The organism is Fructobacillus evanidus (assembly GCF_963580165.1).
Lineage (GTDB): Bacteria > Bacillota > Bacilli > Lactobacillales > Lactobacillaceae > Fructobacillus > Fructobacillus evanidus.
The window spans coordinates 41,388-62,575 of sequence record NZ_CAUZLM010000002.1; the positions used below are offsets into that span (position 1 = coordinate 41,388).

Here is a 21,188-nt window from a genome sequence, read left to right on the forward strand (position 1 = left end):
CTTATTCCTTACCTTGATAAATTTCTTCAAAATAGTTTCCTGGTTGCACGTTAATCGACTGGCCAGAATCCAAGTTTGTTTCAACGTGTAGCAAAGAAGTATAGTCCTCTAGCAGACGGACATTTGACCGACCTTCAGCAAAGACGGCTGTGCCAACAACAGTACCACCGAATTCGCGCACCAGCGTTTGCATCCCCTGAATGGTTCCGCCAGCCTTCATAAAGTCATCGACAATCAAGACGCGCGCACCGGCCTTCAAAGACCGCTTTGACAAGGCCATCTTTTCCACACGCTTGGATGATCCGGTCAAATAGTTAACTGAAATCATCGATCCTTCCGTCACCTTGGCATCATCACGAACAATAACAAAAGGCACATTTAGTTGGTCAGCGACTGCTTGGGCCAAAGGAATCCCCTTGGTTGCAGCGGTCATCACGGCATCAATTTCTTCCCCAACGTACTGGGTTGTAATCAATCGTCCGGTTTGGCGTAAGACATTTGGCTGTCCTAACAAATCAGATAAATAAACATAGCCACCCGGCAAAACGCGGGATTCATCGTTCACAATTTGGCAAATGCCATCCACAAAGTCTTTGGCCTCACCAGCCGCCATCAATGGCGTGTAATAAACCCCACCGGCTGCGCCTGGATAGGTTTTAACTTCACCTGTACCACGGGCTTTATAGGTTCGACGAATGATTGACAAATCTTCGGAAATTGACGATTTGGCTGCTTCATAGCGATCAGCAAAAAAGTTCAGTGAAATCAGTTGGCGCGGGTGGTCCAATAGGTAGTGTGACATATCGACCAAACGGTCAGCTCGACGTGTTTTCATAAGTATTTTTGTGGGCAAAAAAACTGCCCTTTCCTCCTCAGAGTAATAATTTCCATCCCGACTATTATAGCATAAAACCGGAGGTAAAAACGAACATTCGTTTTTACCTCCGGTATTTTTTAATATTTGTTACAAAAAGGCTGACCTAATGCGCTTTATTCTTTAGCAAGCCAAATCGAAAGCAGATAAATCAGCACTTCAATCCCAGCAATAAAGGCAGAAGTTGGTAGATTCGTGACATAGGCCAAAGCTAAACCTGTCCAAGTTCCGAACAAAGCAAAAAAGACCGAGAGAGCCATCAACCGACCAACAGAACCTTGGTAGTAACGGGCGGATGCCGCCGGTAGTGTAACCAAAACAAAGATTAACAACGACCCAACTAATTGTGACGAAATCGCCACGGATAGCGCCATCACCACCAAGAAGAGAATTTTTAACCAAGTCTTTTTTCCTCTTGAAAGTAGTAGCCCTGCCTCATCAAATGCCAGTAGGCGCAATGGCTTGTAAAACAAGAAAATCACGACGAAGACACCAAGAGCCATCCCCGCCAAAATTAACAAATCGGTGTGCGAAATTCCCAACACGGAACCAAATAAAATACCGGTTGCCGCCGAATTGGCAGTATGGCCAAGGGCCAAGAAAAGAATTCCTAAAGCAATGGCAAAGGCTGATACAGCAGAAGTCACGTTATCCTGGCGGACCTTGGCATTCTCCAATCCCCCGATTGATAGCGCAGCGAGGATTGTAAAAATCACCATCCCCAAAAGTGGTGGCCAACCAATAAAGAAACCAAAGGCCGCCCCAGCAAAAGCAATTTCACTTAAAGAATGGCTCAAGAAGTTATACGACCGCGCCACCACGAAAGTTCCAACTATTCCAGCAACAATTGAAATTACTGTGCCGGCAATAAAAGCATTTTGCATAAAAGCTTGATCAAACATGGTTTACCTCCTGGCGGTGTTGTGAAGCAGCCGCATCTGGCAAATCAGCTGCCTGGCCGCCCTGAATCTGGCCATCATGCAACCAAAGGTACCCATCAGCATACTCTTTGACCCAAGAAGTATCGTGCGAAATCCACAAAACACCAATCTGGCGACTTTGTTGCAAGGCCCGAACACTTTTAACGAGGGCCAAGGCATGATTGGCATCCAAGGCGGCGGTCGGTTCATCTAAAATCAACAAATCAGGTTCTTGAACTAAGGCCTGGGCAATATAAGCCCGTTGCTTTTGCCCACCAGAGGCATCCGATAGCCGTAAATCAGCTAAGTCAGTTAAGTCGACTTGCTCTAAGGCTTGATCGATGGCTGATTTTTCACGGGCATTCAGCCAAGGGCGCAAGCCAGACTTTAGCCCTAAGGCGATAAAAGACCGGATCGTCAGCGGGTAATCATCTCCCAGATCACGAAACTGTGGAACGTAGGCCAAGCTTTTACTGTTGACCTCAATCGTCCCCTGCTGCTTCTTGTTTTCATGGCCAGGATGTTTTTGACCAATGACTTCTTGAATCAAAGCCTTAATTAAGGTCGTCTTGCCGGTTCCATTTTCACCAACAATGACGGTAAAGCGGTGTCCATCAATTGTAAAGGAAACATCCTTTAAAACCATGCGATCACCAAAGGCAGCGGTAAAGTTTTTGACAACAATCTGCGCACTCATGGCATTCTCCTCTTTCATTTTAAAGCCAGGCAAACAAAAAAGCCCTGACGGGCTTTTTATGTATTTCCTTAATCGGCAAACGTGATATCCACGTTATTCGTTAAGACGTCTGTGTAACTGTATGAAGCACGCTCAAATTCGGCTTCTTCATCCAGTTCAACCACAAACAGTGATGGGAAAGTAGAACGCAAGATTCCGGAACGCTCCGTGAATTTCTTACGACCTGCCTGAGAAACTACAGTGACTGTTTCGCCTATGTGCGCGTCCAAGCGCGACTTAATATCTTCTAAAGTTGACATTTTCGACCGCCTTTCTCATTAAACAAGAACTATTATAACACATTAGTAACAAAAGCTCAATATTAGCAAAAAAATTGCGATTGTTGGCGTTAACAGTTAACCTGCGTAGAATCCCTGTTCCATCAGGGCTAAATACAAGTCCGTTAATTGGTTGAGGGTTAGTTTTTCGGCACGAACCCCCGGTTGAATATTCGATTGGTCTAGAGCTTTTGTTAACCGTTCCTTGATTTCTTCCTCTTTACCAAAACGTTGTAGGAGGTTATTCCAAAGCGACTTCCGGCGATGAGCAAAGGTCGCCTTAACCAGTGAGAACAATTGATCAGGATTTTCAACTGGTTGGTCAGGTTCTCTTGGTGTCAAGGAAACAACAGCTGAATCCACATTTGGCGCTGGATTAAAGGCAGTCCGTGGCACCTTCAACGCAGTCTGAACATTAGCATAGTAAGACAAGGTGATAGACAAAACACCATATTCCTTCGTCCCTGGTTCAGCCGTTAAGCGGTCAGCCACTTCCTTTTGCATCATCACCACTAATCGAGACCAGTTAATCTGCGCTTGCAATAATCCTAAAAGAATTGGCGTCGTGATGTAGTACGGCAAATTAGCGACCACTTTGACCGAGCGCTCCGGCCCAAAATGTTCAGCTAACGTTTGCTTCAGGTTAACCTCTAGGACATCATCGTTTTGAACCGTAACATTATCGTACGGCGCCAAGGTCTCACTTAGGACCTTGACCATGTCCCGGTCAATTTCAAAGGCTAAGACCTGGTCGGCAGCCAAGGCCAAATATTCGGTTAAACCACCAATCCCGGGACCAATCTCGACCACGGCATCTTCTTTACTCAACTCTGCTGCATCCACAATCCCAGTCAGAATGTTTTGATCAGTCAAAAAATTTTGACCAAACTTCTTTTTGGCCCGCAGGCCATACTGATTTAAAATTGCCTGAGTCCGCATTGGGTTGGCAATCTTAATTGACTTTTCCATTAATGTTTCCTTTCAAGGCAGCCACAACCTGCTCTTGCATGATGCCATAGGCTAAAAGGCGGTGATATAGTTGTTTGCCATTGGCATAACCAATTTGTAGGCTTTGACCGAGCAAAATTCGCCTCTCCTTGGCGGTTGGTCCACCAATCAAGCCCAAATCGACCAGAAAGTCCCGGTCAATATCAGAATCCGGTCGAGACTGGCCAACTTGCTGGTCAGCCTCCACAAGGCAGGCCGCCAGCACATCCAGTGGTGCATGTTCCACCCCTAATGACTTGTGGGGATTGTCCTTTTGTGCCCGGCCCTGGTCCTGGCTAATTGTTGCTTGGGCAACTTCCGGGACTGCTTCTGTAATTAGCCGCCGAAGCCGGTTCCCATTAAAATCAGGGTCCGTCAAAACAATGGCCCCCCGCTCTGCGGCTGCTTTTTGAATGCGCAAAATCACTTCTTCGCCGAGCGCCGATCCCCTGGTTTCAATCGTGTCACAGTCAACCGCTTGACTCAGACGTTTTGTATCCGACCAGCCTTCCACGACAACCATCGCCTTAATTTTTGGCCGATTAGTCATGGTTCAAAAAAGCCCATTCAGCGTTTTGCTTGGTTTGTGCTGCGAGGTCATCGGCTGACATTGAGAGCGTCTTGGCCAAATCATCAATCACAAATTTGGTCCAACCGGGTTCGTTGCGCTTACCACGGTTTGGACTTGGCGCCAAGTATGGTGCATCCGTCTCCACCAAAATTTGGTCCAATGGCACAACTTTGGCTGCTTCTCGAACTTCTTCTGCTTTTTTGAAAGTCACGACGCCAGAAAAAGAAATATAATAACCTAAATCAGCGAAGGCCTTGGCCTGTTCCGGAGTGCCGGAGAAGGAATGAATGACCGCCTTGGTCACCTTCTGTTCCTTCAAGACGCGATAAACATCGTCAAAGGCCTCTCGGTTATGAATCACAACCGGTAAGTCCTTTTCCTTGGCCAAACTGATTTGTGCTAAGAAGGCCTGCATTTGAACATCTTTATCGGTATCGAAGTGATAGTCCAAGCCGGTTTCACCAACGGCAACGACCTTATCTTGGTCCAATTGCTCAGTGAGCGTTGCCAGAGCCGCCTCATCAAAATCAGGTGTGTCCTCAGGCTGGTAACCTAAGATAGCGTAAACTCCGTCATTTTCTTGGGCAATTTCTAAGGCCCGTTGGTTACCAACGGCATTATAGCCGACAATATTCATTTTAACTACTTGAAATTCATGTGCCCGCGCTAAGTATGCTGGCACATCAAAGTAAAGTTCATCGTCATTCAAATGTGTATGACTGTCGTATGATGGTGCTGGTTGTTCATTTGGATGGTAAATCGCCATGATGGCCTCCTTTTTACTTCCTCTATTTTAGCACAGGACGCCACTCCCCTTTGAATTCGTGAGGAAATAGACAAATATTATTACAATAGTGCCAGCGTCCGTGCGAGTTAGCTAACCAATTGCCTGTTGATAAAAAAAGACTACTCAGCAACTTATCCCCAAAAAATGGGTTTATAAGCTGAGCAGTCCTCTTTTTTAAGCATCGACTGGCGCATAGTTCTTCAAGACACCGTTAACAAACTGAGCATCTTGTTGACTAGCAAATTCCTTGGCAAGTTCAACCGCTTCATCCACTACAACCTTGTAAGGTGCAGGTTCTGGCATTTGCAATTCATAAACTGCAATGCGCAAAATGACGAGGTTAACCCGTGCAATTCGGTCAACCTTCCAGCCTAAGGCCAAGTGCTTTGCAATATCAGCATCTAATTGTGCTTTTCGTGCTAAAACACCGTTAACCAGTTGGGGCAAAAAGGCATGATAGTCTTGATCACCGACAACTAGGTCATAGACCAAATCCATTTCAGCTTCATCTGGCGTCTTGTTAGCGCAAGCAAAGAGAATTTGGACGGCCGCTTGCCGTTCTTCATGTCGTGATAATTGAGTCATTAGCTGGGCTCCTTTGCCAGGTCATGATCAAACAAATGGTCAGGGTCCAGGGTATCGTTTGTATCATCAGGAACCAAACCGGCAATGGTTACGTTTACTTCCGTAACCGTTAAGCCGGTCAAATCAGCCAAGTTCTTCTTGATTGATTGTTGGATAGCAAAAGCCACCTTTGGTACGACAACACCATAATGCAAAACAACAGAGACATCAAAATTCAAGCCATCTTCGTCGTTTTCCAATAAGACACCCTTCGTCTTGGCGATATTGGCCAAAGATTTTGGAAAATGGTCGTAAACGTTTGTTTGCATAGCTGCTACACCATCAACCTCGAGGGTCGCTGCCTGTGCAATCAATTCCAAGGCATGCCGGGCAACCATTGTTTGCCCGTCTTCCATTTTTTCAGCGGACAGTAAAAAGTTCTTATTCGCTAAGTTGGCTTGCTTGACCATTGTTTCCTCCAATCAACCGATAAAATCGGTACCAATAAATACAAAAGACTGCTTCATCAAGAAAGCAGCCTAAGCAACCTTAGGCCCGACCCTTGTAGGACCCATCTTCAGTATTAACAATGATGGTTTCACCTTCGTTAACAAAATCTGGCACTGTAATTGTAGCACCAGTTTCAACAGTAGCAGGCTTACCTGAACCAGTAGCTGTTGCACCCTTGATACCAGGTTGCGTCTCAGTCACCTTCAAAGTAACAGTTGATGGCAATTCTGCCCCCAAGACTTCTGAACCATACATCGTAATCTTAACTTCCATTCCTTCAAGCATGAACTTCAAGGCTTCTTGCAAGTTATCATCTGAGATGTTGATTTGTTCGTAAGTTTCAGTGTCCATAAAGACACGGCCATCGTTTTCGGCGTACAAGTATGACATTGGGCGCGTTGAAATTTCGGCCTGTTCAAACTTATCACCAGGACGGAAGGTTACTTCGTTAACCGCACCCGTCCGCAAGTTCTTCAACTTAGAGCGCACAAAGGCAGCTCCCTTTCCAGGCTTCACGTGTTGGAATTCCAATACACGCCAGATTGAGTTTGAGTATTCAATCGTCAAACCTGTCTTCAAATCATTCATGCCAATTGCCATGAGTCTATCCCTCGTTCGTTAAGTAATTGTATTTTATTATAACAAATTTTTAGCCAATACGCACTCTTCTTTCACAAAAGCGCAGGCTTGGACTTAGGATTAAACTGATTTACCAATTGTTTTCCTTTAATACCCCACAGCAAACGCGCATCACATTACTCAGCTCAGGCTTTCTTACTTCAAAAAATCTGGGTTTTGGTAAACTGGCTTGGGATACTCATAAAAGCCCTTCTGTGTGGCCAAGCCCATTTCATTTTGGTCAATTCGTTCCTTTAGTAAAGCAGCAATCTTTTCTTCAATTGGGTTATCTTTTGCCTGTGCCAAAGCCAAGTTGTATGGCGTATTTAGCCCAATGACATCCAAAATGGCAAAAGGCCCCATCGGTGCCCCCGTCGCAATCATCCACGCCTTATCAATTGTTTGTGGATCAGCCACTTCATCGGCCCACAACTTTTGGCCCGCTTCCAAAAATGGTACCAACAAGGAATTCAACAGATAACCGTGCTGTTCCTTATTCAAACGGAATGGCACCATGCGAATATCTCTTGCAAAATGAACCAGGTCATCAACGTATTGCGCATTCGTACCAGCATGACCCATAATTTCCGCTGTGTTGTTCGCCCAAATTTGATTAGCAAAGTGGATGGCTAACAGGCGCTCAGGTTGACTGACATATTCAACAAATTGTGAGGGAATAAAAGTTGAAGAATTCGTGGCAAAGATTGTTTTTGCCGGCGCCACTTCTGAAAGTTCCCGATAAAAACTTTCCTTGGCGGGCAAGCTTTCAGGAATCGCCTCAATCACCAAATCAGCATTTTTCACCGCTTCAGCCAAATCAGCCGTAAAACGAATCTTTTCAATAACCGAATTCGCTTTCTGGCCATCTTCGTAAAAGTCATTATAAATGGCTACATAAGGCTGCAAACGTTCCTTGGCCCGCTTTAGTGAATCCTCTGATCGGCCGTAAACCGTTACGTTAAAATCTGTAAAAGCACTTTGAAAGGCAATTTGCGATCCAAGAACACCGCCTCCGGCAACTACTACGTTTTTGATTGTCATGGTCATTCTCCAGGTCGTTATTTTGTGATTTTTTTATTATTATGCCAATTATTATAGCAACGATTATTCTTAATGTGAATGTTTTTACAAAACGTTTTAGTAACTTTTATATCGAATATATCAGCTTTTTATCGTTTATTCCTGATTTTATACCTAGGTTATTGTTGCTCTAATTTAAATAGTGAAAACAATAACTTTATCGCAGGTTTATATTTTTCTATTTACTTTCTATTTACTAGTAGTCCTTATTAGCAACAAGCCGATAGAAAAGCCCCCAATCCCCTGCCAGCTGTGGTAAAATAGAAGTTAAGGTTTTCGTTCGTGATCAATTAAAAATTAAACTTGGAGGAACAAACATGGTTTACAAAGTTTACTATCAAAGTCATTTCGACCGCAATCCAAAGCGGGAAAACACTCAGGCCTTTTACATCGAGGCCGAATCAAAGCCAGCCGCATTAGCAGCTGCGCAGGCAAATACAGAATTTAACATCGAAGATGTTGAAGAATTATCCGATGCAGCACTGGTGTACGAACAGGCTAATCCGGAATTTAAGTTAACAACCTTCGCCTAATGTCAACAGTTGATATTAAGGAAAACGAAGTTGGCGTTTACGCCCTTGGTGGACTTGGCGAAATTGGAAAAAACACGTATGGAATCCAATACCAGGACGAAATTATCGTCGTGGATGCCGGAATTAAGTTTCCGGAGGATTCTCTTTTAGGAATTGACTATGTCATTCCAGACTACTCGTACTTAGTCGAAAACATTGACAAAGTAAAAGCTCTGGTGATCACCCACGGACACGAAGACCACATCGGGGCGATTGCTTACTTTTTACAGGCCGTCAATGTTCCAGTTTATGCCGGCCCACTGGCAATGGCTCTAATTCGTAACAAATTGGAAGAAAAGCAGCTTCTAAATCGTTCTGAACTCCACGAAATTACGGATGGGTCAGTCATTGAATTCGACCAAATGTCAGTTGAATTCATTCGTACCACCCACTCAATCCCAGACGTTTTTGCCGTTTCAGTCAAAACGCCCGTTGGAACGATTGTTGAAACCGGTGATTTCAAATTTGATTTGACACCAACCACCAAGCAAAAGCCCAACCTTTGGTCAATGGCTCGCACTGGTGAAGAAGGTGTCTTGTTATTGATGTCGGATTCGACCAACGCTGAACGACCCGAGTGGACAAAATCAGAAGCCTGGGTTGAAAAGACTGTTCAAAAGCTTTTTGAACAACTAAAGCATGGCCGCATTATCTTTGCTACTTTCGCTTCGAACATGAATCGAATCAAAATGGCAACGGATGCTGCCATTGCTCACGGCCGTAAGATTGCCGTCTTCGGTCGGTCAATGGAATCAGCCATGACCAACGGACGGGCCCTTGGATACTTAAACATCCCAGACGATGCCCTGATTGAGCAGTCACAGATTAAAAATATCCCAGATGACGAACTTTTGATTCTTTCAACCGGATCACAGGGAGAATCAATGGCCGCCTTGGCGCGGATTGCTAATGGGACTCACAAGCAAGTTCGCTTGAAGCCAAACGATAATGTTATCTTCTCTTCTTCCCCAATTCCTGGGAACACAGCCTCTGTTAACGCTGTGATTAACAAATTAGAAGAAGGTGGCGCCAACGTCATTCATGGTAAGTTAAACAATATTCACACTTCTGGTCACGGTGGCCAAGAAGAACAAAAGTTAATGTTGTCATTAATGAAGCCTGAATACTTTATGCCTGTCCACGGTGAATACCGGATGCTTAAAGTTCATGCTGGCCTAGCCGAAGAACTTGATATTCCAAAAGACCATACCTTTATCCTGGAAAACGGTGATGTCCTCGCCCTTGATGGTGTTAACCCACCACGAATTGCTGGACACTTCCCTGCCGAAGATACTTATATCGATGGTTCAGGAATCGGTGATATCGGTTCAATCGTTTTGCACGATCGCTTGAAACTGTCACAAGATGGTTTGGTTATCGTCACAGCCACAATTGACTTAAAGAAGAAGGAAATCCTGTCTGGACCCGATATCTTGTCTCGTGGTTTTGTTTACATGCGTGAATCTGGTGACCTCATTAATGACGGTCGTCATGTCATTTTCAATACGATTCGTAAGGCAATGTCTGCAAAGAATGCTAGCGAATCCGATATTCGTCAGGCTATTATCGATGACCTGGCCAAGTATTTGCATAAAGAAACGGCTCGTAAGCCAATGATTTTGCCAATGCTGATTATGATTTAAGAAAAATAGAAAACGTCTAAATGATTTTTATCGTTTAGACGTTTTTTTCATTCTAAAATCTGCTATTATTAAAGGGTATCGTTAACATTTTATTTGTGCTTTTACTTGTTTAACGATTGATTATCCGTTTCTATCCCAAAAAGGAGCTTTAAGAGATGACAGAACGCAAGATTCCGGCGATTATGGGCACACAACACCCTGATAACGCCAACGCCCCCTTCTGGGACACCGCGCAACAACCTTTCATCAGTGCTTATCGTGAAACTGATGAAGCCTTTCAAAACTACCAGGCCCTCGATGTTGATGAATACATGTGGGACTGGGAAGGAAAGCACGCCGATGCGGCCGTCATTGACCGCCTTTTTTCAACCCACTATGAGTACTTTAAGGAACACCAACTTGGTCGTGACAAGTTTTTGACCTTCCGTTTCCCAAATATTTGGGAAGAAAAAGGCTACAACTTAATGCAAGCCATGACGGCCTTTTTAAGTTCCGAAGACTTTGCCAATGACCTTGGCTTTGACCAACGTCCGTTGTTTGAAGCCATTTTGCCAATGGCCCAGCGTGCCGATCAAATCATTGAAATGCAGCTTTTGTTTGAAAAGCTGGCCCAGTTCAAGGATGCGACCTTTACACCAACAGAAGACAACAAGGCCTACATCGAGATGATTCCACTCTTTGAAGACTTTGAAACCCAATACCATGCACCAGAAATCTTGAAGGAATACTTGAACCTTCATGAGGAACACTTTGGCTTCCGACCAAAGTACTTACGTGTCTTCTTGGCCGGTTCTGATTCTGCCCTTTCAGCCGGCTTTATGTCCTCAATTATCGGAAATAAGTTAGCCTTAGCACGCTTGCACCAATTTGCCGAAGAAGAAGGCATTGCTATTTATCCAATTTCCGGAACCGGGTCTGCCATCTTCCGTGGTGGCCTCTCACCTCGTCGCGTCAAGCGCTATGTTCGCGAATTCCCTGGTGTCAGAACGGCAACGGTCCAATCAGCGTTCCGTTACGACTTTTCAATTGACGAAACAAAGGCCGGTATCAAGTACTTGAAGGAAGAATTACCAAAGGCAAAGCCATTGGTCATTAGCGATGAAGACGAAGCCATTCTTTCCGATATCGCCCAAAAATCAGCAACCTTCTACCAAGAAACACTCGAACAGTTGGTCCCTGACGTCCAGCCAATCTTCAAGGCCTTCCCAAAGCGTCGTGACCGTCGTCAGCACGTTGGGGTCTTAGGCTATTCCCGTTCAGTTGATAACATCGAGTTACCTCGGGCCATCAACTTTACCGGCGCCTTCTACTCAATCGGTGTGCCGCCTGAATTTATCGGCTTCGGCCGGGCATACGCGAGCCTCAACGAGGAGCAGTTGGCTGTCTTGAACCGCTATTACCCAAGCATGCGCGCTGATTTTGCGGAATTAGCCCACTATGTCAACTGGGATGCCCTCCAGGTTTTGAAGACACAAAGTCCTGCCTGGCAAGAAGTCGAAGAAGATATCGTTATCCTAAAGGATGCCTTTGACCTCCACGTTGGCCCAGAAACAATGGCTGAGCAACAACACGCCGAGATCGCCCTCCAAGTCGTTGAATTCAAGGAAGGCGCTTCCGTTGCTATTACCGCCTTGATTAACCGCATGGCCCAATTGCGTCATTTCTTAGGTTAAGCCAAGCAATTAGAAAACAATCATCAAAAAGACAAACTTCAGTGATATGAACCCCAAATTAGGACATGTCATTGAGCAGCCTTTAGGACTGACGCCCGATATTCAATCGGCGTCAGTCCTTTTTAATTGCTCGTCACTTCGTCATGCCAGAAGACGTGGCGCAACACAATTGTCAAGAAAAAATCGTCACCAACCCTGATTTTCTGCTATAATCGACGTATTCTGACAAATTCGAAATGATACCCGTCATTTGGGTATCCGGCATGCGCTGGCATGCCTTTTTTAACGACATAGCAAAGACTTAAGATTATGACATCAGCACACTTTATTATTGATACAACCTTGATTCGCCAAAAAGATCTAGGGGCCTTGGATCAAATTCAAGGTCAATTGACAGCCGCCCAGGCGGTGACAAGCTTTCAAAAGGCATCGACGCAAAACCCAGTCTATAACCTCGCCCGGAAAGTCGCTAAGACCATGCAGACAGAAGAAGTCCTGCCAATCGTCGTCATTGGTAATCCAGCTTCCTTGAATGCAACTCTGGCTGCAATTTTAGACTTTGACGATACCCTGCGCTGGCCACTTTTGCTCATCAACTGGAACGATAAAAGCCACTCAACAAATCGTCTGGTGAATCAAATTTTAACTTCCTTAAGCAACCAAACTATCCGGCAAGCTCCTCTGGGACTAGTGACTGGCTCTGTTCCAAAGCAAGGCAAGCAATACTTCTTGGATAGCTTTCAGGTTGGCCCTGATTTTTCAGCCATTTTACCCAAGTTCAATCAAAAATTTGCTTGGAAGCATGCCTTTCATCAAATGTTTTCTTTCTGGGGCCAGGCCTCACGCAACCAAAATAAAATCAGCTTCTCCTGGACCCTTCGTTTTGCCCATACCTACCAAAACCATTCCAAGACGCTCGGTTTACAAATTATTCTGGGCCAAGATGGTATCGCGGCCGAAATTCGGCTGGTGAACCAACTTCCCTGGCCACAAATCATGCTGACTTATCTGCGTGGTAAAAAAGGCGTGGAGAATCCTAGTCGAAAGGGCTTTACCACCATTCCGCTAATGATTCCTGCCGATTTTCATATCCAAGATATTCAGTCGGTCAAAACCGATGGCCGTCTCCTGCAATCCGGTGCCTATTCCTTCACCATGACGATTGCGGGAACCTACCCCATCATGAAAGTTAGCGAAAACTAATCAACACAAATGAAAAGACCTGGATGCGTCCTTCGACGGCATTCAGGTCTTTTGTTCGTTTGTATGATGGTTCTGATTTTTCCTAAGGGAAATTAGCTTACAATTCCGCCTTGATTTGGTCAACCTGGTCCAACTTTTCCCATGGCAAGTCCAAATCAGGACGACCAAAGTGGCCATAAGCAGCTGTTTGCTTGTAGATTGGGCGACGAAGGTCTAGGCTGTTAATGATTGACAAGGGACGGAAATCAAAGAGCTTCTCAACGATGGCTTCAATCTTGTCCTCTGAGACTTTAGCGGTCCCAAAAGTTTCAATATTCAATGAAACCGGCTTGGCGACACCAATCGCATAGGCTACCTGGAGCTCAATTTTGTCGGCCAAGCCAGCAGCAACCAAGTTCTTCGCCACATAGCGAGCATAGTAAGCAGCTGACCGATCAACCTTGGTTGCATCCTTTCCTGAGAAAGCGCCACCACCGTGGTGGGCTGCCCCACCATAAGTATCGACGATAATCTTCCGACCAGTCAAACCAGAATCAGCTTGAGGGCCACCTAAGACAAAGCGGCCGGATGGATTAATGTAATACTTCGTTTGGTCATCAACCAAATTAGCAGGCAAAACAGGGTCAATCACAAACTTTTTAATATCAGCACGCAATTGTTCCAATGTTACTTCTGCATCATGCTGAGTTGACAAGACAACGGCAGCAATTCGCTTAACCTGGCCATCATCCGTTAATTCCAACGTTACTTCACCCTTGGCATCCGGACGCAAGTAGGTCAATTCTTGGTCATTTCGTACCTGACGAATTTTACGCATTAACTGGTGGGACAAGTCCAAAGCCAATGGCAAATAATCAGCCGTTTCGTTGGTTGCATAACCAAAGACCATTCCTTGGTCACCGGCGCCTAATTGGTCAGGATCATCTTCGGCAGCATCAACAGCTTGGGCAATATCGGGTGATTGTTCCACAATCTTGTTAGAAACATTGATGGAATCAGCTGAAAAGCCAAATTCCGGCTTGTCATAGCCGATAGACTTAATCGTATCAACGGCAATTTGACGGACGTTCACATAGGCAGTCGTAGACAACTCGCCAAAAATGGAAACATCCCCCGTTGACGTCGTCACTTCGATTGCGGCCCGAGCCTTTGGGTCTTCTGTCAATACAGCATCCAAAATCGCATCGGCGATTTGGTCCGCCACCTTATCCGGGTGCCCATTGGCGACTGATTCAGCAGTAAAAAATTTTGTCATTTTCTTTTTCTCCTTTAAATTAACTAACAATTAAGAGACAAAAGAAAAGCGCCTTGGACAACCCAAAGCGCTTTGCAAGTTGCCTATCTTACAGAATTACCACCGTGCGAATGCCGGTTGGTGCAGGTTCACCGTGCTGTATCACTTCCCTGCTCTTGATAGTTATGTAATTTATAATTTATATTCTACATGATAGAATAAGAAATAGCAATTGACTTTCGAGGTTCTGATGACAAAAGAAAATGAAACAACCAATCCTGACCAACAAACCAGCACGCCACTCGATGGCGCAACTGACGAACCGCTCCAGGAAAAAACAGCCGACTTCTTCTCTCGGTCACAACGACGGCAAGAACAACAGCACCAGCAGCAACAAGCTAGCCAGGCCCAAGTCGCTGCTTTACCAACACCCCATCGCTATACGGTTCCAGCGATTGCAGTTGGTCTGAACATTATCTGGTGGCAACAACCCCTGATCTACCACCAGGTTTGGCAAAACGCCGGTAACTGGCAGATTTGGTCCCTAATCGCCTATTCAATCTTTTCTGCGATTGCCTTGGGCTTCCTCGTTAAAACCCGGTTTGCCAAGGCCGACTGGCGCGTTTGGGCTTCCTTAGCTGCTTCTCTAATCGTGATTTTTAACTCGCAATTACGGTCACGTTTTGAAGTCTTAGCTCTCCTCTTGCTCTTTATCTGCTTCTTGCTGATTTTACCCTTCCGGGCCTTTCAGTTGAAGAACCCGCTTGGCTTAGCCGGCTTAAGTATCTTGCTCACCTTTTCGGTGCCAATTTGCATCAACTACCTGGCTAACAACTATGTCGAACCTGATTTTTTGAAGCAATCATGGCTATTAGTCTTTGCCACCGCCTTTTACTTCACGCCCCTCTTCCTGCCAACAGCTAAGGGGCGAAAATTAGGACTCATAACCGGGCCGCTTTTTATCCTGGCCACCCTCATCTTGGAAGGCTTCTCACCAATTGCCTTTCTCACCATCGCTGTCGCCTTGGCCGCCTACTGTTTAACCTTTGTCCGGCCATTAACCTATCAAATTCAACCTCTAGCAGCCATTCTGGGACTGATTATTACCGTGATGGTCTATTATCATTAAGATACAAAAAAACGCTTAGAAGCGATTCTAAGCGTTTTTAATTTGCAATCAAACTTATTGATCCAATTTTGTAATCGTATAGGACTTGTCGTCGGCCTTACGAACAAGCAAAGCTTGAATCTCGTTTGCCGTTTGAATCTTGATTTGTACAGGAGCTGATGAAGGTAAGAACTTCATAGCAGATGTGGCCACATAGTTCGAGAAAGCTTCGATTTCAGTTGGTGAATAGAACTGCGTTGTTACCGTAACATTCATGGAAGACAACTTATTATTCGTAAACTTAGCAGAAGCTGTTGCCCCAGCAATGTTTGGGAAAAAGTTCGAAATATCCGTCTTGAAGTTATTAAAGCCAGTATTTTCATCAGATCCAAGGCTCGAAGTATCATCCGATTCCTTTGGCAGAACAATCGACTTTTCGTTGATATCTGACCAATCACCGATATCAGTACCTGATTTTGAGGTCGCTTCCGCATAGAAAGAACCTGGCGCCAATGAGTCCTGAGAAGCAGTATCATACATGGCCAATACGATTGGAATGTTCTTGCCAACACCCTGTTGCTCACGAATCGTTTTGATCAACTTCGGAGCAATCTTTTGGCCGTAGGCAATTCGATCCTTATCTGAAATCGTCTGGTAATAGGTCGTACCATACTGTTCTTTTTGGTAGGCATCCTGACTATTCATCGCCACACCAACAACCATTCCGGCTAATTGCAGGTTATTACCACTCTTGGTCATGAAATCTTGTTCAGTCAACGTTTGAACGTAAATTGGATTTCTTGAGCTATCCGTCTTGCCGTTATCCTTTGGATTCAAACCAGTCGAGTTACTATCCGTTTGGCGGGCTAAGAGGCCATTGACCGTATCAGAGTCAAGATACTGACCTTCTTGGAAGATATAACGCCCAGTCTTGAAGTGTGACTTCGACAAATTCAACAATGAAGTTTCAAAATCTTGAACATCCAAAGAATTGTTCAAAGACGTTGCAGTAATTCCGCGAGCGGCTGAAGTCAAGTAATGACCATCCTTGATGACTGTCTGGTAATCCCCTGCAGAACTTTGCGTTAACTGAACGCCCTTGGTTTTGGAAACACTGGGTGTGACCGAAGCGATATTAATAAAGTAAAAAAAGGCTCCTAAAATAATCAGAAGCACGAGGCCGATTAGGATATAACCCCGCTTTGAAATCCGTTTTAACATTGTTCTTCCTCTTTGACATCTTGGCTGAAAACACCAAGTACAACCACCGGTAAGTTTTCCTTACCGTGACCGACTGCTTTAGCCGGCCTCATTTTGCTGGGCTGACAAAAATTCTTGCTCATTCCAGACAGTGATTCCAAGATCATTTGCTTTTGTCAGCTTCGAACCCGCATCGGTACCGGCAATCACTAAATCAGTCTTCTTAGAAACTGATCCCGTGACGCTGGCACCATGGGCTTCTAACCAGGCAGCAATTTCACTCCGTGAACTCTGCTCTAGTTTACCAGTCAAAACGATCTTTTTACCATAGAAAAATGAATTTTCATCAATTGGACCCGTTTCGGACAAGTATTCTAGATTTACGCCAGCATTAGCCAATTCGGCCAAAAGGGCTTGGGACTGGGGTTCATCGAAGTATTTCACAACGGAATCCGCAATCGCTTGGCCAATTCCATCGATGGCCACAATTTGGTCAGCATTGGCCTGTCCCAGACTGGGTAAGTCCTGCAGGGTCGCCATAATCGTTTTCGCCGCTTTGGCTCCGACCAAGCGGATTCCCAAACCAAAGAGCAAGCGGTCAGCAGAGTTTGCTTTGGATGCCTGAATGGCCGCCACTAGGTTGTTCGCTGATTTTTCTTGGAACTTATCCAAGGATAGCAGCTGGTCAACCGTCAGGGAATAAATCGAGGCCACATCGGTCACCAATTTTTTCTCCAAAAGCTGGCTAACAATCTGTGGGCCAAGGCCATCAATGTTCATCGCATTGCGGGAAGCAAAGTGAGTCAGCCCTTCCTGCAACTGTGCCGGACAGGCTGGGTTAATGCAGCGCAACACCACTTCGCCCTCAACGTGGACCAAATCAGCACCACAGGAAGGACAGGTTGTTGGAATTTGATACTTTTTAGCATCGGCTGGGCGTTTATCTAGAATTACCTGCCCAATTTCCGGGATAATATCACCGGCCTTGTGCAAGGTCACCGTATCGCCAACGCGGACATCCTTTTCCTCAAGGTAGTCCGGATTGTGCAAAGAAGCCCGCTGCACCGTTGTCCCAGCCAAGAGAACCGGATCCATGGCCGCCGTCGGCGTGACTGCACCCGTTCGGCCAACCGTCCACTCGATGTCACGGACAATTGTTTGTTCCTCTTCCGGTGGAAACTTATAAGCGATGGACCACCGTGGCACCTTGACCGTGTTTCCCAGGTCAATTTCAGAGTCGATATCATCAACTTTGACAACAACGCCATCAATTCCGTAAGGTAGGCCGTCACGTTTTTCAGTATATTCAGCAATATAGGGGGCAATATCTTTCATTTGGCCAATCACGCGATTATCCTTGTTGGTTGGCAAACCAAGTTCGGCAAAGCGTCGCAAAACATCTGATTGCTTGGTTACACCCAAGGTATCGGCCTCGGCCGTATAGTAGATAAAGGCGGACAACTTCCGCTTCTTGGTTTCGCGTGCATCTAGTTGGCGCAAAGACCCGGCCGCTGCATTCCGTGGATTGGCAAAAGGTTCTTGGCCCTGATTTTCCCGCTCCTCATTCAAATGCGCAAAGGAGGCCTTGGGCATATAAATCTCACCACGAACTTCAATGGTTAAGGGCTCTTTTAATTCTTGGGGCACATCCGCGATGGTCTTGACGTTAGCCGTCACATCTTCGCCAATCAGGCCATTACCCCGAGTGGAAGCCTGAATTAAGCGACCATTTTCATACTTTAAAGAAACGGCCAAACCATCAATCTTCAACTCCAAGTTATAGGACGGTTGTTGACCACCCAATGCCTTGACCGTGCGATTTTCCCATTCTTGAAGTTCTTCTATGGAAAAAACATCCCCCAAAGAAAGCATTGGCACTGGATGTTGCACCTTTTCCAAGCCGGACTTGGTCTGAGCACCACCAACATTTTGTGTCGGCGAATCTGGTGTCACAAATTGTGGAAAGGCCTGTTCCAAGGCCACCAGCCGGGCATACTTTTCATCATAAACGTGGTCTTCAACCTTGGGCGCATCTTGCTCATAATAGGCAATCCCGTAATCGGTCAGTTCATCTTGCAGCTGACTGATTTCGACTTGCGCATCCTTTGTCGACATATTTGTTGGTTGTGGATTACTTGCCATAAAAAATCCTTTCTACACGGTCGTTTAATCAGCGACCGCCATGGCTGTGACTGCACCAAGGGAAAAACCTCGGTACCTTCCTGCCCGCTTAATCAACCCGTGTGATTGGTGCAAAGGCAGCCAAAAGTTGTTTAATGCCATCTTCTGGGAAGGCGACCTTGAGTTCTTGGTCCGCCTGATCACCGGTAACTGAAACAACCGTCCCAATCCCCCACTTCTTGTGTGAAACCTTGTCGCCGGCCTGCCACATAACGCCCTCGGCACCAGTGGTTCCGGCTGATTTCTTTTGAACCGGACTGGCCTTAGCAGCCCCCTGATAAGTGGTGCTCGTTGCCCGGAGGAACTTTGAGGACAGACCAGAAGAAACGCCAGAACCACCTGCCGGATAGGCCTGCTCAATCAATTCAGGCGAAATCTCATCAATAAAGCGAGAAGGTTGGTTCGCCTGTGTCCGGCCGTATAGCAAACGAGAGAAGGCGTTGGTCAAATAGAGTTTCTGCTCAGCACGCGTAATCCCGACATAGGCCAGACGGCGTTCTTCCTCTAACTGATCCTCGTCTTGTGCGGCCCGGCCCAGTGGGAACAAGCCCTCTTCAAGGCCAATCAAGAAGACCGTTGGAAATTCCAGTCCCTTGGCGGCGTGCAGGGTCATCAATGTGACCACCCCGCTATCTTCCTCGACATTGTCTAAGTCAGCCATTAAGGCCGTCGATCCTAAGAAATCAGTCAACGGGTTGACTGCGTCTTCCGCCTGAGCGTCGTACTTGTCATCAAATTCCTTCGTAACAGACAAAAATTCATCCAGGTTTTCCAGTCGTGATTGCGACTCGGGGTCTGATTTTGCCTGTAATTCTTTGCGATAGCCGGACTGCTCCAAAATCAAGTCCGTTAGCTCAGAAACGGTTAAGAACTCAGCCTGTTGGCGGAAGTTATGCACCATTTCGGCAAAGGAAAGCAACTTTGTCACCGCTGCTGGGCGGATATCCTGGGCCATTTCGACTTGGTCGATGGCCGCCAACATCGGTAAGTTCACCTGGTTGGCAAAGGTAAAGAGCCGGTCAACCGTTGACTGGCCGATGGCACGCTTGGGAACGTTGATAATCCGTTCTAAGGCCGCATTGTCAGCCGGATTGGCGACCAACGACAAGTAGGCCATAATGTCCAAAATTTCCTTACGGTCGTAGAACTTATGCCCACCGACAATCGTGTAAGGAATGTTCGCCTTGACCAAGGACTCTTCCATGGCACGCGACTGGGCATTGGTCCGGTAAAGAATGGCAAAATCGGACAAGGACTTATGGTTCTCGCGTTGGCCCTTTTGAATTTGACCCAATACATAATAGGCCTCATCTTGAGCAGACTGGGCCCGGTAATAGGTAATCTTGTCCCCAACACCGTTTTCGGTCCAGAGCTTCTTCGGCACTCGCTCGTTGTTGTGATTAATCACATCATTGGCAGCGTCCAAAATCGATTGAGTTGACCGATAATTTTGTTCCAGGAAGACTGATTTTGCCTCGGGCCAATCCTTTTCAAAGTTCAAAATATTTTGCATGTTGGCACCACGCCAACCATAAATTGACTGGTCGGCATCTCCAACAACGGCCAAGTTCTTCGAACCCTGCGCCAGCATGTTGACAATCTTGTACTGGGCATCGTTGGTGTCCTGGTACTCATCGACGTGGAGGTAACGGAATTGGTCCTGGTAGCGTTGCAAAACATCGGGGGCCTTTTCAAAGAGTTCAATCGTCAACATAATTAAGTCATCAAAGTCGACTGACTGCGCCTGACGCAAGGCCTTTTGGTAAGAAGAATAAACTTCCGCCACCCGCTCTTCATAAAAATTAGCGGCCTGTTCTTGGTAATCCTTGGCCGTTAATAAATCGTTTTTGGCGTTAGAAATGGTTCCCAGGATAGTCCGTGGATCATACTGGTTTGAATCCAAATTCAAATCGTTAATCACCCGCTTCACCAGCGTCTTTTGAGCAGAACTATCCAAAATCGTGAAGTTCTTACCCAAACCGATGCGTTCGCCATCTCGACGCAAAATCCGGACAGCCAGGGCGTGAAATGTTGAAACCCAAACGGATTGGGCCAGCTGTTCATCCACTAATTTACCAATTCGCTCCCGCATTTCACGGGCAGCCTTATTCGTAAAGGTGATGGCCAAAATCCGCCAAGGCGCCACATCTAAGTCTTCAATCAAATGCGCAACACGGTGCGTCAAAACCCTGGTCTTCCCAGAGCCGGCACCAGCCATAATTAAAAGCGGTCCCTCTGTCGTTCTGACCGCCTCTGCTTGCTTGCTATTCATACCCTTGGTTAGTTCTTCAATAGTCATTTTGCCATCCTAAATCGTTTTTGTTCACTGCTTTTATTTTATCATAATTCAAGAAAAATCAGGCCAAGACAAAAAACAGTCCTGGTCGAACTCGCTCTCCTGAAAAATACCCGCCAACCTAGCCTCAGCCACCAGTAATTAACCATTTAC

20 protein-coding genes and 1 riboswitch are annotated in these 21,188 nt (G+C 45.9%); of the genes, 5 read left to right on the forward strand and 15 right to left on the reverse strand.

Translation table 11 applies throughout. The features are described from left to right. Window position 1: 1 nt before the first annotated feature. The 11 genes from purR to AABI08_RS01670 all read right to left on the reverse strand — a co-directional run bounded on the left by purR (window position 2) and on the right by AABI08_RS01670 (window position 7,886). A complete protein-coding gene (gene purR / locus AABI08_RS01620) occupies window positions 2–835 on the reverse strand; it encodes a pur operon repressor (RefSeq protein WP_047975274.1) in 834 nt (277 codons plus the stop codon). A gap of 155 nt (window positions 836–990) precedes the next feature. Next, window positions 991–1,776 (reverse strand): metal ABC transporter permease, encoded by a 786-nt coding sequence (locus tag AABI08_RS01625; RefSeq protein WP_338343363.1) that lies wholly within the window; start codon window positions 1,774–1,776, stop codon window positions 991–993. After that, window positions 1,769–2,491 (reverse strand): metal ABC transporter ATP-binding protein, encoded by a 723-nt coding sequence (locus AABI08_RS01630; protein ID WP_338343364.1) that lies wholly within the window; start codon window positions 2,489–2,491, stop codon window positions 1,769–1,771. The genes AABI08_RS01625 and AABI08_RS01630 overlap by 8 nt, the downstream gene beginning before the upstream one ends. 68 nt (window positions 2,492–2,559) lie before the next feature. Continuing rightward, window positions 2,560–2,790, reverse strand: a complete 231-nt coding sequence (locus tag AABI08_RS01635; RefSeq protein WP_338343365.1) for a Veg family protein — start codon at window positions 2,788–2,790, stop codon at window positions 2,560–2,562. 96 nt (window positions 2,791–2,886) lie between these two features. After that, on the reverse strand, window positions 2,887–3,777 hold the full coding sequence (gene rsmA / locus AABI08_RS01640) for a 16S rRNA (adenine(1518)-N(6)/adenine(1519)-N(6))-dimethyltransferase RsmA (RefSeq protein ID WP_338343366.1): 891 nt from the start codon (window positions 3,775–3,777) through the stop codon (window positions 2,887–2,889). Beyond that, window positions 3,761–4,345 carry a ribonuclease M5 gene (rnmV, locus tag AABI08_RS01645; RefSeq protein WP_338343367.1) on the reverse strand — a complete coding sequence of 195 codons (585 nt, stop codon included), beginning with the start codon at window positions 4,343–4,345 and terminating at the stop codon, window positions 3,761–3,763. The genes rsmA and rnmV overlap by 17 nt, the downstream gene beginning before the upstream one ends. After that, a complete protein-coding gene (locus AABI08_RS01650; RefSeq protein ID WP_338343368.1) occupies window positions 4,338–5,132 on the reverse strand; it encodes a TatD family hydrolase in 795 nt (264 codons plus the stop codon). The genes rnmV and AABI08_RS01650 overlap by 8 nt, the downstream gene beginning before the upstream one ends. A 195-nt stretch (window positions 5,133–5,327) precedes the next feature. Further along, window positions 5,328–5,738 (reverse strand): transcription antitermination factor NusB, encoded by a 411-nt coding sequence (gene nusB, locus AABI08_RS01655; protein WP_338343369.1) that lies wholly within the window; start codon window positions 5,736–5,738, stop codon window positions 5,328–5,330. Further along, entirely contained in the window at window positions 5,738–6,187 is a 450-nt protein-coding gene (locus tag AABI08_RS01660; protein WP_338343370.1) for an Asp23/Gls24 family envelope stress response protein, read from the reverse strand. The genes nusB and AABI08_RS01660 overlap by 1 nt, the downstream gene beginning before the upstream one ends. Window positions 6,188–6,266: 79 nt before the next feature. Beyond that, complete coding sequence (gene efp, locus AABI08_RS01665; protein ID WP_338343371.1) at window positions 6,267–6,827, reverse strand: elongation factor P; 561 nt, start codon at window positions 6,825–6,827, stop codon at window positions 6,267–6,269. Between the two features lie 174 nt (window positions 6,828–7,001). Beyond that, window positions 7,002–7,886, reverse strand: coding sequence for a 3-hydroxyacyl-CoA dehydrogenase (locus AABI08_RS01670; RefSeq protein WP_338343372.1), 885 nt, complete (start codon window positions 7,884–7,886; stop codon window positions 7,002–7,004). Window positions 7,887–8,242: 356 nt separating this feature from the next. On the opposite strand from AABI08_RS01670, the gene AABI08_RS01675 reads away from it, so the two are divergent. The 4 genes from AABI08_RS01675 to AABI08_RS01690 all read left to right on the forward strand — a co-directional run bounded on the left by AABI08_RS01675 (window position 8,243) and on the right by AABI08_RS01690 (window position 13,016). Then, entirely contained in the window at window positions 8,243–8,458 is a 216-nt protein-coding gene (locus AABI08_RS01675) for an RNA polymerase epsilon subunit (protein WP_047975284.1), read from the forward strand. Next, a complete protein-coding gene (gene rnjA / locus AABI08_RS01680) occupies window positions 8,458–10,140 on the forward strand; it encodes a ribonuclease J1 (RefSeq protein WP_338343373.1) in 1,683 nt (560 codons plus the stop codon). The genes AABI08_RS01675 and rnjA overlap by 1 nt, the downstream gene beginning before the upstream one ends. A gap of 155 nt (window positions 10,141–10,295) precedes the next feature. Then, window positions 10,296–11,813, forward strand: a complete 1,518-nt coding sequence (ppcA, locus tag AABI08_RS01685) for a phosphoenolpyruvate carboxylase (RefSeq protein WP_059393570.1) — start codon at window positions 10,296–10,298, stop codon at window positions 11,811–11,813. A gap of 309 nt (window positions 11,814–12,122) precedes the next feature. After that, the gene (locus AABI08_RS01690) at window positions 12,123–13,016 is read left to right on the forward strand and encodes a hypothetical protein (RefSeq protein ID WP_338343374.1); all 894 of its coding nucleotides are present in this window, start codon (window positions 12,123–12,125) and stop codon (window positions 13,014–13,016) included. Window positions 13,017–13,113: 97 nt separating this feature from the next. On the opposite strand, the gene metK is transcribed toward AABI08_RS01690, so the two are convergent. Continuing rightward, complete coding sequence (metK, locus tag AABI08_RS01695; protein WP_338343375.1) at window positions 13,114–14,271, reverse strand: methionine adenosyltransferase; 1,158 nt, start codon at window positions 14,269–14,271, stop codon at window positions 13,114–13,116. Between the two features lie 80 nt (window positions 14,272–14,351). Then, window positions 14,352–14,436: riboswitch (SAM riboswitch) on the reverse strand. A gap of 64 nt (window positions 14,437–14,500) precedes the next feature. Between metK and AABI08_RS01700 the strand changes: the two genes are divergently transcribed. Continuing rightward, a complete protein-coding gene (locus tag AABI08_RS01700) occupies window positions 14,501–15,379 on the forward strand; it encodes a hypothetical protein (protein ID WP_338343376.1) in 879 nt (292 codons plus the stop codon). Window positions 15,380–15,433: 54 nt separating this feature from the next. On the opposite strand, the gene AABI08_RS01705 is transcribed toward AABI08_RS01700, so the two are convergent. The 3 genes from AABI08_RS01705 to pcrA form a co-directional block, all read right to left on the reverse strand. Beyond that, window positions 15,434–16,579 carry a CamS family sex pheromone protein gene (locus AABI08_RS01705; RefSeq protein ID WP_338343377.1) on the reverse strand — a complete coding sequence of 382 codons (1,146 nt, stop codon included), beginning with the start codon at window positions 16,577–16,579 and terminating at the stop codon, window positions 15,434–15,436. 78 nt (window positions 16,580–16,657) lie between these two features. Next, on the reverse strand, window positions 16,658–18,700 hold the full coding sequence (ligA, locus tag AABI08_RS01710; RefSeq protein WP_338343378.1) for an NAD-dependent DNA ligase LigA: 2,043 nt from the start codon (window positions 18,698–18,700) through the stop codon (window positions 16,658–16,660). 88 nt (window positions 18,701–18,788) lie between these two features. Then, window positions 18,789–21,038 (reverse strand): DNA helicase PcrA, encoded by a 2,250-nt coding sequence (pcrA, locus tag AABI08_RS01715; protein WP_338343379.1) that lies wholly within the window; start codon window positions 21,036–21,038, stop codon window positions 18,789–18,791. Window positions 21,039–21,188 lie beyond the last annotated feature (150 nt).